15 protein-coding genes and 1 tRNA gene are annotated in these 12,820 nt (G+C 65.0%); 12 read left to right on the top strand and 4 right to left on the bottom strand.

Annotation, left to right across the window (positions count from 1 at the left end):
* Positions 1-3 precede the first annotated feature (3 nt).
* Together OLW90_RS03835 and OLW90_RS03840 are read right to left on the bottom strand one after the other, a co-directional pair.
* The gene (locus OLW90_RS03835) at positions 4-504 is read right to left on the bottom strand and encodes a hypothetical protein (RefSeq protein WP_319651440.1); all 501 of its coding nucleotides are present in this window, start codon (positions 502-504) and stop codon (positions 4-6) included.
* 83 nt (positions 505-587) lie between these two features.
* Positions 588-2,072 (bottom strand): amino acid permease, encoded by a 1,485-nt coding sequence (locus OLW90_RS03840; RefSeq protein ID WP_319651441.1) that lies wholly within the window; start codon positions 2,070-2,072, stop codon positions 588-590.
* Between the two features lie 106 nt (positions 2,073-2,178).
* Between OLW90_RS03840 and OLW90_RS03845 the strand changes: the two genes are divergently transcribed.
* From OLW90_RS03845 to OLW90_RS03865, 5 genes are all read left to right on the top strand, one after another.
* A complete protein-coding gene (locus OLW90_RS03845) occupies positions 2,179-2,379 on the top strand; it encodes an antitoxin (protein WP_319651442.1) in 201 nt (66 codons plus the stop codon).
* Between the two features lie 5 nt (positions 2,380-2,384).
* A complete protein-coding gene (locus OLW90_RS03850; RefSeq protein ID WP_319651443.1) occupies positions 2,385-2,993 on the top strand; it encodes a MazG nucleotide pyrophosphohydrolase domain-containing protein in 609 nt (202 codons plus the stop codon).
* A complete protein-coding gene (locus tag OLW90_RS03855) occupies positions 2,983-3,768 on the top strand; it encodes a lytic transglycosylase domain-containing protein (protein ID WP_319651444.1) in 786 nt (261 codons plus the stop codon). Before OLW90_RS03850 ends, OLW90_RS03855 begins: the two co-directional genes overlap by 11 nt.
* A gap of 159 nt (positions 3,769-3,927) precedes the next feature.
* Positions 3,928-5,205, top strand: coding sequence for a phosphopyruvate hydratase (gene eno, locus OLW90_RS03860; protein ID WP_319651445.1), 1,278 nt, complete (start codon positions 3,928-3,930; stop codon positions 5,203-5,205).
* Between the two features lie 302 nt (positions 5,206-5,507).
* On the top strand, positions 5,508-6,128 hold the full coding sequence (locus OLW90_RS03865; RefSeq protein ID WP_319651446.1) for a trypsin-like peptidase domain-containing protein: 621 nt from the start codon (positions 5,508-5,510) through the stop codon (positions 6,126-6,128).
* Positions 6,129-6,231: 103 nt separating this feature from the next.
* Here the strand turns inward: OLW90_RS03865 and OLW90_RS03870 are convergent, their stop codons facing one another.
* On the bottom strand, positions 6,232-7,599 hold the full coding sequence (locus OLW90_RS03870) for a lipase family protein (protein ID WP_319651447.1): 1,368 nt from the start codon (positions 7,597-7,599) through the stop codon (positions 6,232-6,234).
* Here OLW90_RS03870 and OLW90_RS03875 point away from each other — a divergent pair.
* The 7 genes from OLW90_RS03875 to OLW90_RS03905 all read left to right on the top strand — a co-directional run bounded on the left by OLW90_RS03875 (position 7,598) and on the right by OLW90_RS03905 (position 12,049).
* Positions 7,598-8,260 (top strand): metal-dependent transcriptional regulator, encoded by a 663-nt coding sequence (locus tag OLW90_RS03875; protein WP_319651448.1) that lies wholly within the window; start codon positions 7,598-7,600, stop codon positions 8,258-8,260. The two genes, OLW90_RS03870 and OLW90_RS03875, sit on opposite strands and share 2 nt — an antisense overlap.
* 7 nt (positions 8,261-8,267) lie before the next feature.
* Positions 8,268-8,813 (top strand): septum formation initiator family protein, encoded by a 546-nt coding sequence (locus tag OLW90_RS03880; RefSeq protein ID WP_319651449.1) that lies wholly within the window; start codon positions 8,268-8,270, stop codon positions 8,811-8,813.
* Between the two features lie 10 nt (positions 8,814-8,823).
* On the top strand, positions 8,824-9,369 hold the full coding sequence (locus OLW90_RS03885) for a DUF501 domain-containing protein (protein ID WP_319651450.1): 546 nt from the start codon (positions 8,824-8,826) through the stop codon (positions 9,367-9,369).
* 13 nt (positions 9,370-9,382) lie between these two features.
* A complete protein-coding gene (locus OLW90_RS03890; protein WP_319651451.1) occupies positions 9,383-10,327 on the top strand; it encodes a Ppx/GppA phosphatase family protein in 945 nt (314 codons plus the stop codon).
* 136 nt (positions 10,328-10,463) lie between these two features.
* Positions 10,464-10,537, top strand: a tRNA-Leu gene (locus tag OLW90_RS03895).
* A gap of 367 nt (positions 10,538-10,904) precedes the next feature.
* Complete coding sequence (locus tag OLW90_RS03900) at positions 10,905-11,762, top strand: ATP-binding protein (RefSeq protein WP_319651452.1); 858 nt, start codon at positions 10,905-10,907, stop codon at positions 11,760-11,762.
* Positions 11,763-11,851: 89 nt separating this feature from the next.
* Positions 11,852-12,049 carry a hypothetical protein gene (locus tag OLW90_RS03905; RefSeq protein ID WP_319651453.1) on the top strand — a complete coding sequence of 66 codons (198 nt, stop codon included), beginning with the start codon at positions 11,852-11,854 and terminating at the stop codon, positions 12,047-12,049.
* Here the strand turns inward: OLW90_RS03905 and OLW90_RS03910 are convergent.
* Positions 12,029-12,784: a lipase/acyltransferase domain-containing protein gene (locus tag OLW90_RS03910; protein ID WP_319651454.1), complete on the bottom strand. Its 756-nt coding sequence runs from the start codon at positions 12,782-12,784 to the stop codon at positions 12,029-12,031. The genes OLW90_RS03905 and OLW90_RS03910 overlap by 21 nt on opposite strands.
* Positions 12,785-12,820: the final 36 nt, after the last annotated feature.

The raw sequence follows: 12,820 nt of genomic DNA on the forward strand, positions 1-12,820 counted from the left end.
ACGTTATTGCGGGGAAGCGAGGGGGTCGGTTCCGGTGGCGGTGAGCCACCAGTCCGAATTGGGCGAGGAGAGGTCTCGGTTATCGCGGACTGAGACGGTCTCCTCGCTCAAGCGATAGGCCGGTGCGTTGCTGCCGCTGCATAGCAGCAGGGTTTCGGTGGGGTGAACCTCGGCCTTGACCTCGGAGCCCTTGATCCGCAGCAGGGCGTTCTCGTCCTGCTGCAATTCCGGCACGTCGCCTTCTTCTATTCCCAGCGCCTGTGCCACCAGGTCGCGGGGAGCCTCGGGGCAGAGCGCGGCGTACTCCTCCCACCGATCGCCGTAGACCGCGGTCAGGGTAAGAATCACGCTATCGGTGTCTCGCTCCCGGACGGCCTCTTGGGCGGCGTCCAGGAGGGGTTGATCGCTCTCGGTGGTGCAGGCGGCAAGTGCGGCCGTGGAGAAAATCCCTGCGCACAGGAGGGCAGCGAGGTGGGGGCGTCGTATGTGCGTTTCTCGTGGCATTGCGGGGTCACACCCTTAAAAGTTGTGATCTATCTCCCTTACGTTGGCCACTATAGGCGAAAGCACGCCCTGGTGTCGCCGCCCTACAGGCTCAGCGCCCCCGTGCCGAGCCCCCACACCGCCACGGCAGAGGCCAGCACCACCACCGCTACCACGGCCCACTCGAAGGGACTAAACAGTGGCTCGCGGCGGCGCAGCCGGGTGAGAACGTAGGGGATCAGGCCGGGTAGCAGGGCGAGCGCCCCGAAGAGCACGTAGGTGGGGTCGGCGGCGTAGAAGAGCCACAGGGAATACACCAGCGCAATGCCGCCCACCAGCAGGTGCCGCTGGTTATCCCGCGCGCTCATGGCGGGGCCGGAATCGTTAAAGGCGATGCCCGCCCGGGGGTGGGTCAGGCCGCGCCCCCGGGCGGCCAGCAGCACCAGGTACATCGCGGAAAACAGGTAGGGCAGCAGGTACAAGATGGTGGCCAACTGCACCATGGATACGTAGGTGGTCTCGTTGAGGAAGAACACCACCACGAACATCTGGATCACGGCGGTGGAAACCAACTGGGCCATCCAGGGCGCGCCCGCGGAGTTGGTGGCGCTCACCTTGCGGGGCAGGAGGCCGTCGGCAGCCATGAGCATGAGCGGCTCGGCGCAGAGCATTTGCCAGGAGACGTAGGCTCCCAGTACGGAGAGGCATAGGCCGGCGGAGATGAGCGCCGCGCCCCACGGCCCCACCACGGCTTCCAGCACGGAGGCCATCGAGTTATCCGGCAGGGCGGCCAGTTCCTCCTGGGTGAGCACGCCGAAGGAGAGGGCAGACACGCTGACCAGCAGGGCGAGCACGGAGAGGAAGCCGATCACGGTGGCGCGGCCGATGTCGCGCCGGGAGCGGGACTGGCGGGAATACACCGAGGCCCCCTCGATGCCGATGAATACCCACACGGTAAAGAGCATGGTGCCCTGAATCTGCTCGAACACGCTGGCCCCACTGTTTTGCCCCCAGAAGTCCAGGGTGAAGCGGTCCCAGCTAAAGCCGATGAAGGCGGTGAGCACGATGAAGGCGAGGATGGGAAGGAGTTTGGCCACGGTGGTCACCGTGTTCAGCAGCGCGGCCTGCTGCACCCCGCGCGCCAGCACGGCGAAGATGATCCAGGTGAGCGCGGAGACCGCCAGCGCGGTGGTCAGGCGGTGCTGCTCGGAGAAGATGGGAACGTAGTGCCCCAGGGTGGTGAAAAAGAGCGTGGCGTATCCCACCTGCGCGATCACGGAACCCAGCCAGTACCCCCAGCCGGAGGCGAACCCGATGAAATCCCCCAGCCCGGCGCGGGCGTAGGCGTACACCCCGGAGTTGAGGTGGGGTTTGCGCCGGGCCAGGATGTGGAACACAAAGGCCACGGAGAGCATTCCCACCCCGGCGATGGCCCAACTGATCAGCATGGCGCCGGGGGCGGTCACGGAGGCGATGTTCTGGGGCAGGGAGAAAATACCGGCGCCCACGGTGGAACCGATGATGAGCGCCACGAGCGTCCACATGGGGACGGAGCGGGTGCTTTCTTCCTGGGGGTTTCCTAGAGTCACCCACCCAATTTATCGGAATGACCGGGTGGAGATAAACCCGCCTGCGCACAATCCCGTACCGTGGTTGGGTGTTAGTGCATAAACACAAGGAAAGGATGAATACCTCATGGGTTTCCTGGATGAGGCTAAGCAGAAGGCCACCGAGTTCCTGAACTCCGATAAGGCCGAGGAGCAGACCGATCAGGTGCTGGACAAGGCCGCCGATTTCGCCAAGGACAAGCTGGGCGAGGACAAGGCCGATCAGGTGGATAAGGTCCGCAACGCCATCGATGACAAGATCGGTGGCAAGGGCCAGGAGCAACAGTAAGCAGCATGTTTGCCGTGCTTCTCGACGCCCGCTGGCCCACGCAGATTCCCCTGGAAGCATGGGAGCGCTGCGAGGGGCCGGTGCGCGGCACCGAGGAGATTCCCGGCGAGGTGATCGGGGGCCTGGGGGAGCGCTTAAAACCGGGGCGGGGAACATTACTGACCACGAGGCAGGGGGAGATACCTCACGATTGCGAGGTGATCGTTGCCCCCAGCCGCAGCGACGCCCTGTGGCAGGCCCGCGCCGTGATGGCCCGCGCCCGCGAGATCGGCCAGTGGGAGCAGGAGCAAACCCACGCCAGCCTCATTCCCTATTTGCTGGAAGAGGCCGCCGAGGTGGCCGAGGAGGTGCGCTGCGGCGGCGGCGATGCGGCCCTGTGCGCGGAGCTTGGCGACGTCCTGCTTCAAGTGCTCTTTCACGCCCGGATCGCGGAGCAGCGCGGGGCCTTTGACTTCGATGACGTAGCCATGAGCTTTGTGCGCAAAATGCGCTCGCGCGCACCTTACCTCTTCGACGGCACCACCTCGGTGGTTCCCGTGGCCGAGCAGGATCGGCTGTGGGCGGAGGGAAAGCAAAAGGAGCGCTGCGCTACCATCGACCGTCATGGCGAATGAGGGCAGAAGAGCGGCAGGCTGCGGGTGCAGCGTTATTCTGGCCGTGATCCTCATCATCGCCCTTGTGGCCTGGGCTTTTTCCGTATTTGGGGGCTCCGAGGGGGCGCGTACCCTTCAACCCGTGCCGGATACCACTCCGCCGAGCGCAGGGGCCGAGGTGCCTGTGATCGACGTGCACGCGCCGGGACGCACCTCGGACAAACTGGGTTTTTGGGCCAAACCCCTGGCCGAGCAGACGGGTATCCCGGAGTCCGCCCTGCGCGCCTACGGCAACGCGGAACTCATTGCCACCGAGGCCTGGCCCCAGTGCCACCTGCGGTGGACCACGCTCGCGGGGCTGGGTTATGTGGAGACCCGCCATGGAACGTACTCCGGCAAGTGGTTCAACCATTCCAGCATCGGGGAGGACGGCGTGGTGGACCCGCCCATCGTGGGCATCGCGCTCGACGGCTCTCCGGGAGTGGCGGAGATCCCCGATACGGACGCTGGCCGCCTGGACGGCGATACTGAGTATGACCGCGCCGTGGGGCCCATGCAGTTCATCCCGGAGTCCTGGGGCCGCTTTGGGCTCGACGCCAGCGGGGACGGCAAGGCCGATCCGCAGCAGATCGACGACGCCGCCCTCTCCGCCGCGAAGTTGCTGTGCCATGGCCGCGACCTCAGCCAGGCGGATCAGTGGGTGGACGCGATTCACGCCTACAACATGTCGCAGGATTACCTCATCAAGGTGCGCAACGCGGCCAACTCCTACGCGCTGGGGCAGCCCGCTCCCTGATTCTCGGGCCCGGTGGGCGTCGAGAAGCCAAACATGTTCGGGCATACCCAGACACACCCACGCGCGGCGATTTTCTGGAACAATTGAGCCGGGAGGCGCGCTCATGGGGTGCCTCGTGAAGAAGTAACGTACCGCTTGATATGGCAATAGGAGGCCACGGTGGCTGACATCATGCACGTTTTTGCCCGCGAGATCATGGATTCCCGCGGTAACCCGACCGTTGAGGCAGAGGTATTCCTGGACGACGGCGCTCATGGCGTAGCCGGTGTGCCCTCCGGTGCCTCCACCGGCGTTCACGAGGCGCACGAGCTGCGCGACGGCGGCGAGCGGTACCTGGGCAAGGGCGTGCTCAAGGCCGTGGAGAACATCAACGAGGAGATCGCGGACGAGATCGCGGGCATGGAGGCCGACGATCAGCGCCTGATCGACCAGGCCATGATCGCCCTCGACGGCACCGAGAACAAGTCCCGCCTGGGGGCCAACGCGATCCTCGGCGTCTCCATCGCCACCGCCAAGGCCGCCGCCGAGTCCGCCGGACTGCCGCTGTACCGCTACATCGGTGGCCCGAACGCTCACGTGCTGCCGGTGCCCATGATGAACATCGTCAATGGCGGTGCGCACGCCGATTCCGGCGTGGACGTGCAGGAGTTCATGATCGCCCCCATCGGTGCGGAGACCTTTGCCGAGGCCCTGCGCATGGGCGCGGAGGTGTACCACGCGCTGAAGTCCGTGATTAAGTCCAAGGGTCTGTCCACCGGCCTGGGCGATGAGGGTGGCTTTGCCCCCTCCGTGGGCTCCACCAAGGAAGCCCTGGATTTGATCGTGGAGGCCATTAAGAAGGCGGGCTTCGAGCCGGGCAAGGAGATCGCCCTGGCCCTGGACGTAGCCTCCTCCGAGTTCTACAAGGACGGCGCGTACCACTTCGAGGGTGGCCAGCACTCCGCCGAGGAGATGGCCAAGGTGTACGAGCAGCTCATTAGCGAGTACCCGATCGTTTCCATCGAGGACCCGCTCCAGGAGGATGACTGGGAGGGCTACACCACCCTGACCGCCGCGATCGGGGACAAGGTACAGATCGTGGGCGATGACTTCTTTGTCACCAACCCCGCTCGCCTGCGCGAGGGCATTGAGAAGAAGGCCGCTAACGCCCTGCTGGTGAAGGTGAACCAGATCGGCACCCTCACCGAGACCTTCGACGCCGTGGAACTGGCACACCGCAACGGCTACCGCACCATGATGTCCCACCGCTCCGGCGAGACCGAGGACACCACCATCGCGGACCTGGCCGTGGCGCTGTCCTGCGGCCAGATCAAGACGGGCGCCCCGGCGCGCTCCGAGCGCGTGGCCAAGTACAACCAGCTGCTGCGCATCGAGCAGGAACTGGGCGAGGCCGCCGTGTACGCGGGCCGTGATGCCTTTCCGCGCTTCCAGGGCTAGCCAAAGCCAGGAGGCCGAGGGCGCGGCTGGTTTTTACTGGTTGCCGCCCCGCCGCCTCTAAATTGTGTGCCTCTTCCCTTGGAGAAGGGGCATTTTTTCATGAGAAGATCTTTTTTTGCGCGGGCTTGGCGGGCGCGTGACATGCCGCAAGATCCCACACGGAACCCGGGTATGAGAGTCGGGTGCTGGTGCAGGGAATCGCTGGTGAGGGGGTTTGTTCCGGGTGCCTTGTGCGGCTATTGTCTGTGATTGATTTACGTGTCTATCCACCCGATGATCGGATATATTTCAGAATGATGACGATGAAGCGCGTGACGGCGGCCGGTTTGGCCGCTGTCATGGCCACGCTGTGCTCTGTTGCTCCCGCCTCGGCCCGCCCCGGCCCCACCTTGCATCAGGGCGGGATGATCAAGACCCTCATTTCCAATTGCTCCGTGACCTTGGTGTCCAACAAAACCGCCTACACCTCGAAGCACTGCGGCAACGGAGTGTGGACGGAGGGCACGCGGGTCACCAACATGCGCGGGCAGGTGATCGGCACCATAGACGGCATTGGCTCCTCTACCGGCCGTGAGCCCATTGATGCCATCCGCATCAGGATCGCGGATAACGTCCGGGTGGTGGGTGCGGCCCCCACGCGCGACGCCTCCACGATGAAGGTCGGTGAACGAATCCAGGCCGTGGGCAGCATGAGCCGCGCCACCGGACGATTCTCCGATACCCGCCGGGTGCTGGTGAATAACACCAACTATCCCAGCGTGGTCATCAACTCCGACGTGGTCAGCGTCGGCGGGGATTCCGGCGGGGCCATTTTGGATGGCCAGGGGCGCGTCATCGGCATCATTAAGGGTGGAAAGACTGCCCGCGATACGTACTTTGTGCCCATCGACCTGGTGGAAAAGTACCTGCCTGCGCATTCTTAGGGGCTAGCGGCCGCGAGGAACCCCGGGGAGCAGGCGGGATTGGCGGGCAGCGGCCGCTTTTCGCTGGCGCCCTTTTCAGCGCACGCCTTTTATTGGGCGCCTTTCATGGGGGCCTAATGGGGTAGATTGTGGCAGTTATTCGGGGCGGGGCTCCCCGGAAGCGCTCTAACAGATAGGTGAGGCTGGATTCCATCCCGCTGAAAAAGGGCAGCATATGGTTGAGGGTGGTACCGGGCACCGTGGTGGGCAGGGGATCGGTGGTATAGGCAACGGGTACCCCGGAGGCGCAGTAGGTGGCGGCGAGGTCGCGCACCTGGTGGTACGGGATGGTGTCATCGTTGGTTCCCGCGTGGATCATCACCGGCCCGGTGGGGGTGGTCTGACCCAGGTTCTGCGCGGTGAGTGCTTCCCACAAGATGGGGGAGCGCGCCGCCACCTCGGAGAAGGATTCCCCGGTTGTGGTCAGTTCCCGGCTGTGCCGCCTGCCCCAGGCCAGCATCGCGTCCGGCAGACACATCTCGGGGGTCTGGTCAAAGTACCGCCGCCCCTCCTCGTTGAGCAGAGGTTCGATCTCCTCGCGGAAAATCACCGGGTTGCGCTCGGCAAAACCCGCCACCGCCATGCCGAGCACGCCGAAGATGGCATTGCCCTCGATGGAATTGATCACTACGGGCAGATTGGCGGGCGGGGCACCGGCAAAGGTGCCCGCGATGTTGAGCTCCGGCGCATAGGTGGCCGCGAGTTCCGCTGCCGCGCCGGTGGCCCCGCCGCCCTGGGAGTATCCCCACAGGCCCACCGGGGTATCGGCGGGCGCGTCGGCGGCGCGCAGGGCCACGCGGGCGGCGTCGAGTACGGCGCGGCCCTCCTCCCGGTTATGCGCGTAGGTGTGCGCGCCGGGCGTGCCCAGCCCCATGTAATCCGTCATGACCACGCGCACCCCGGAGAGCAGTGCCAGATGGGCGATGGGTAGCTCGTAGTTGATTCCCAGGGCGGAGGTTTGGGCGTTGATGGAGATCAGACCACGCGAGGGGGCGCAGGCGTCGGCGGCCCCGCGCGTGCCGGGGGCGATGACGAGCACGGGCCGAGGGCCGGGCCCATTCCAGGGCAGAGTGGGTTCCAGGAGTGTGCCGGACACGGCGGCGGCTTCTCCGGTGATGAGGGTGGAAGAGTAGAGGATGCGCTGCGTGGCGGCGGGCCAATCCTGGGGCTGAAGATCGGGGGCGGGGGCGCTGCGAATGAGGGTACCGGGTGTGGCGGGGAGATCGGCAGGGGGAAGGTAGAACGCGTCGTGGGGATTGAACAGGGGTGAGGCCTGTGCCGTGACCGGAGAGAGCAGGAGGGTCAGGGCGGTGAGGAGCGATGTAACTTTCTTTCTGGAAAGAATGTCCATGCGTGAATTATGATCCACGTCATAGGAATAATCAAGGGTTGCGGCGGAATCGCCGGTGACGCTCGATACAATGGCGGCCATGCATATCACTGACCTGCCGGAACGATCCCAGGACTACCTGAAAACGATCTACGACCGGCAGGAGTGGGACGGGCAGGGGGCCACGCTCTCCGACCTCGCGGACGCCCTGGGGCAGCGGCGCTCCACGGCGTCGGAAGCCATCAAAAGGCTGGTGGCCTCCGGGTTCGTCGATCACGCGCCCTACGGGGACATCACCCTGACCGAGCAGGGCCACCGCCTCGCGGTGCAGCTGGTGCGCCGCCACCGGCTCATCGAGTCCTTCCTGGTGCAGTACCTGGGCTATCGCCTCGACGAGGTACACGACGAGGCCGAGGTGCTAGAACACGCCGTCTCCGACACCTTCGTGGAGCGTATCGACGCCGCCTTGGGGCACCCTCAGCGCGACCCGCACGGCGACCCCATTCCGGGGGCCGACGGCGCGGTGGAGAACCCCGGCACGGTGCCGCTCTCGGGGATCGCGCCGGGGGAGGAGATCACCGTGGAGCGGGTGCGCGACCGCGACCCCGCCCTGCTGCGCTACCTCAGCGATCATGGGGTGCTGCCGGGGGCACGGGTGCGGGTGCTCACCCCGCCCTATCCCGGGATGGCGCTGCTCAAGGCGGGGGCGCGGGAAGTGAGCGTGAGTGCCAGCGCGTTGGATTCCATCCTCGCGCTAAGATGAAAAATCTATGGCACCCACCGACCGGAAACCCAAGCGCCAGCGCGGGCGCGTTCCGGTAGCGCACCGCAGTTCCGATTCCGATAGCCCGCGCGCCCGCCTCCGTCTGCCTAAAATGCGGCTGAGCATTGCGGAGAGCGCGGTGATTGTGTTGGTAGCGATCCTGATTCTGGGGGCCGTGGCGGTGCCGCTGCGCAATTACTTCCAGGGGCGCACCGATATTGCGCGCACCACCGAGGCCATCGCGCAGAAGCAGGAGGAAAAAGACCGCCTGCTGCGCGAGGTGGACAGGTATAACTCCGAGGCCTATCAGCGCGAGGAGGCGCGCAAGCGCCTGGGCGTGATCGAGGAGGGGGAGACGGCCTTCCGTATCCTCGATCCCGCCATGAGCACCGGCGCGGACCCCGCCCAGGCCGAGGAGGAGCAGGGCCCGCAGGAATGGTGGCGGGTGCTGTGGGATTCCATTGCCGTGCCCGGTGCCGCCAATCCCGCCCCGGAGCCCCTGGAGGCCGGGGAGGTGGACACGCACATGCCCATCGAGGGGGACGTCCCCTAGACTGATCGGCATGACAGCTAGCGACGCCGACCTCGCCACCGTCTCCCAGCAATTGGGACGCACCCCCCGGGGGGTGCTCGACATCTCCTATCGCACCCCGGACGGCGAGCCCGCCGTGGTGACCACCGCGCCCCGCCTTGAGGACGGCACCCCCTTTCCCACCCTGTACTACCTCACCGACCCGCGACTCACCGCCGAGGCCTCCCGCCTGGAAGTAGCCCACGTGATGACCTGGATGACCGAGAGGCTGGGGGAGGACGAGGACCTGGCCGCCGATTATCGCGCGGCCCACGAGCACTACCTTGCCACCCGCAACGCCATCGAGGACCTTGGCACCGACTTCTCCGGGGGCGGCATGCCCGACCGAGTGAAGTGCCTCCACGTGCTTATCGCCTACGCCCTGGCCGAGGGGCCGGGCAGGCTGCGCCTGGGAACCGAGGCCGTGGCGATGGCCGCCGATCACGGCGGCCTGCGCGGCACCGCCATTCCCGCCGATTGGCCCACCACCGAGGAACTGGGCATTGACCTTGCTCAGTTCGACTTTTCCCGAGCATAGGAGCACACAGGACATGGGACGACTAGCCGCCATCGACTGCGGAACCAACTCCATCCGCCTCCTCATCAGCGAGATCGTGGGCGGCGTGCCCAGGGAAATCCACCGCACCATGGAGATCGTGCGCCTGGGTCAAGGCGTGGACGCCACCGGGGAACTCCACCCCGACGCCCTGGAACGCACCCGGGCGGCCCTGGAAAACTACGTGGACATCATGAAGTTTGAAAAGGTTGAGCGGGTGCGCATGGTGGCCACCTCCGCCACCCGCGATGCCGAGAACCGCGAGGCATTCTTCTCCATGACCGCCGAACTCTTAGGCCAGATTCAACCCGGAGCCCAGGCGGAGGTCATCTCCGGGGAGGAGGAGGCCTTTCTCTCCTTCCGCGGGGCCGTACACGATCTTCCCGCCGCCAAGGAACCATTCTGCGTGATCGACCTCGGCGGTGGCTCCACGGAGTTCGTGGTGGGCACCCACAGCGGCGAGATCGTCGGCTCCACCTCCGTGCAGATGGGCTGCGTGCGGCTCACCGAGCGCATCATGCGCAGCGATCCGCCCACCCCCTCCGAGATCGAGGTGGCCCGCGACTATATCCGCGAACGTCTGGACATGGTGACCACGCTGGTGCCCATTTCCCAGGCCATCACCTTTGTGGGTTGCGCGGGTACCTTTACCACGCTCTCCGCCCTTGCCCAGGGGCTAGAGCGCTACGAGCCCTCCATGATTCACTGCTCCGAGCTGAACTTTGACGCCCTGCGGGTGCTCACCGACCAACTGGCCGCCACCCCCTCCGCCGAGCGAGGCATGAACCCGGTGATCCACCAGGGGCGGGCCGATGTGATCGGCTCCGGCTCCATCATCGTCCAGGAGATCATGGCGATGATTCAGAGAGAAACCCAGGCCAGGGGCTTTGTGATCTCCGAAAAGGATATTTTGGACGGGATCATCGACAGCCTGCGTTAGCCCGTGTGAGGCTTGCATGAGGCCTGCTTGCAGGTGCGGCGCGCGCACGCGCTATACTCTATCGAAGTGCCGCGCACTGTGGTCTTGTGTTCCTGTGTCCTTGGGAACGGGAGCAGGCTGAGAAGCGTGCGCTGAGGCTCCTATAGCCCAATTGGCAGAGGCAGCAGACTTAAAATCTGCTCAGTGTGGGTTCGAGTCCCACTGGGAGCACTGTGACCAGGGGAAGTGTTCGGGGGGAGGGACTAAAAACGGCTCTAGGTGTCCAGAAAGTGTCCAAAAAGAAATCGGCTTGCTGAGCACAGTCCCGATACGGCCTAGGGCGAAAGCCCTTATATGCTTGGCAGTACCGTCTCCTGATTGCTCCGCTGCTGCCGTGCCGACGGGGTGTTCAGGGACTCGATCTTTATGTTTACTATATCGGTCATGGTGCTGAGGCGATGGAGGGTTGTCCTTGGGTAGGGCATCCAGGTTTATGGGGCAGCCCGATGTCCCGTGCACTTCCCCTTTTCCCGCACTTCTAAAAGATCTAAAATGATCGTGGAGTTCTAAAAGATCTAAAATTGCTTCCGGGGGAGCTATGATTCCTGAGAAAAACCCGTTCCGGCCCAGCTTCGGCACCTCGCCGCAAGAACTCATCGGGCGTGGCTTTGAGCTTCATTCTTTCCTCACCGGCCTCTATGAGGGGGTGGGGAGCATGAACCGTGCGGTGCTGGTCAGCGGTGCTCGCGGGGTGGGTAAAACGGTGCTGCTCAATGAGTTTGAGGAGGTAGCCCGGGGCATGGGCTGGGTGGTGGTGCGCGCCTATGCCGATGATTCCCTGGTTAATCGCCTCGTGCGCACCACCATTCCCCAGGCCCTCGCCGCGCTGGACTATGGTGAGGCTGCGGGAGGCGTAAGGCGCATGGTAACGGGCTTTTCTCTCGCCGGGATCGGCTCGATCAGTAGCGAGGTGGCTCGTAATCGCCCCAGCCCCGAGCCCTCCTTGATCGGGGAGTTGCGCGCCTTGGCTGCGGCGGCGCGTCAGCATGAGGCCGGAGTTCTGGTGACTCTCGATGAGATTCAGGCCGCGCACCCGGAGCAACTGGCGCACCTGGCCACGGCTATTCAGGATCTCATGCGGGATGAATACGATGTGGCCTTTGCTGCCGCGGGGCTCACGGCCGGGATTGAATCCCTGCTGGAGCACCCCGGAACAACCTTTATGCGGCGGGCGAATCGCCTGGAGTTGGCTTGCTCGATGAGACGGAGGTGGCGCAGGCGCTCACCGCTACGGCCAGGGCACACGGGAGGCCTTTTGACCGCGCGGCGGCGCAGCGAGCGGCCGCGTTATCCCAGGGGTACCCATACCTGGTTCAATTGGCGGGCGCTCTTAGTTGGACACGCGCCGCCGTGGAGCGGTCAAGCGAGATCACCCTTGGCCACGTGGAGGCGATAGCTCTCGATCTCCCCCGGCACATGGGAAACCAGGTGCACAAAATTGCCTTGAAAGGAGTGCCGCACGGGGAATTAGGATTTTTGCGGGAGATGGCGCGGCTGAGTGGGAAATACGGGAGCAATATCCCCACCGGGGAGATTGCTCGAACGATGGGCAAAACGCCCTCCGGCATTTCCGTGTGGCGGCGCAATCTCATTGAGCGGGATCTCATCGTCCCCGGCCCCTACGGGCATGTGAGATTCGCGCTGCCCTATTTGGGGGAATACCTAGATTCCGTTGGGGAATAGGGTGTCCTTGGCCGCGATGGTGTCAATATCTTCGGTGACGTATTCCCCGGTGCAGGTGCCGTTGAGGGCGGCAATCACGGCCCCGGCGGTTTCGTGTTGCAGCGGCTCGATGGAGTGGTGGAATCCGCCGCCGAGGAACGGCATGGGCAGGGGAATGGGGGTCATGCGGCACTGACCGCCGTCGAGCCGACCATCGGCCCATTCCCGTTCCGATCGCAGGGAATAGTAGGCGGTATCGCCGGGGGTATCGTCCTGATCGTTGAGTTCGCGCAGGAAGTCCGAGCCGGGGCAGAGGTCGTGGGCGGGGCCGGGTTGGAGGCAGGCGCTGGGGCTGCCGTATTGGGGGCTGCCCAGGGCAATATAGTTGCTCACCTGGGAGTGTCCGCCGAGGTTCTTGAGATAGTGGCGCGCGCTCATGCCGCCGGCGCTATGGCCCACCAAGGAGATGGTCGCCTGCGGGTGTTCGGCGTGCGCACGCTCAACCTCCTGGGCGAGGTGGGCGGCGTCGGCACGCAGGTCGGTGCCCTGAAGATCGAGGGTGCGGGCATCGAAGCCGCTGGCTCGCAGCGCGGCTTGGAGCAGGCCGTAGGGGAGGGCGCCCACGCTTTGCCCGGGGAGGATGAATACCACGTGGTGGCCCTCGTGAGCGGCGGCAGCGGGGATAGCGGTGGCGCAGAGCGCAATAGTGGCAATGCCAGCGGCCGCTTTCTTCATGGAACGTTTAATGAGAAACATTAGGCTAGACTAGCCTGTCATTCCCGTTAAGGGAAT

Origin of the sequence: Corynebacterium sp. 21KM1197 (genome assembly GCF_033783015.1) — a bacterium.
Classification (GTDB): Bacteria; Actinomycetota; Actinomycetes; order Mycobacteriales; family Mycobacteriaceae; genus Corynebacterium.

Coding starts and splice junctions, on each gene's coding strand:
- OLW90_RS03835 (WP_319651440.1), bottom strand. CDS start 504: ATGCCACGAGAAACGCACATACGACGCCCCCACCTCGCTGCCCTCCTG.
- OLW90_RS03845 (WP_319651442.1), top strand. CDS start 2,179: ATGGGTTTCCTGGATGAGGCTAAGCAGAAGGCCACCGAGTTCCTGAAC.
- OLW90_RS03850 (WP_319651443.1), top strand. CDS start 2,385: ATGTTTGCCGTGCTTCTCGACGCCCGCTGGCCCACGCAGATTCCCCTG.
- OLW90_RS03855 (WP_319651444.1), top strand. CDS start 2,983: ATGGCGAATGAGGGCAGAAGAGCGGCAGGCTGCGGGTGCAGCGTTATT.
- OLW90_RS03865 (WP_319651446.1), top strand. CDS start 5,508: ATGAAGCGCGTGACGGCGGCCGGTTTGGCCGCTGTCATGGCCACGCTG.
- OLW90_RS03875 (WP_319651448.1), top strand. CDS start 7,598: ATGCATATCACTGACCTGCCGGAACGATCCCAGGACTACCTGAAAACG.
- OLW90_RS03870 (WP_319651447.1), bottom strand. CDS start 7,599: ATGGCCGCCATTGTATCGAGCGTCACCGGCGATTCCGCCGCAACCCTT.
- OLW90_RS03880 (WP_319651449.1), top strand. CDS start 8,268: ATGGCACCCACCGACCGGAAACCCAAGCGCCAGCGCGGGCGCGTTCCG.
- OLW90_RS03885 (WP_319651450.1), top strand. CDS start 8,824: ATGACAGCTAGCGACGCCGACCTCGCCACCGTCTCCCAGCAATTGGGA.
- OLW90_RS03890 (WP_319651451.1), top strand. CDS start 9,383: ATGGGACGACTAGCCGCCATCGACTGCGGAACCAACTCCATCCGCCTC.
- OLW90_RS03900 (WP_319651452.1), top strand. CDS start 10,905: ATGATTCCTGAGAAAAACCCGTTCCGGCCCAGCTTCGGCACCTCGCCG.
- OLW90_RS03905 (WP_319651453.1), top strand. CDS start 11,852: ATGGCGCGGCTGAGTGGGAAATACGGGAGCAATATCCCCACCGGGGAG.
- OLW90_RS03910 (WP_319651454.1), bottom strand. CDS start 12,784: ATGTTTCTCATTAAACGTTCCATGAAGAAAGCGGCCGCTGGCATTGCC.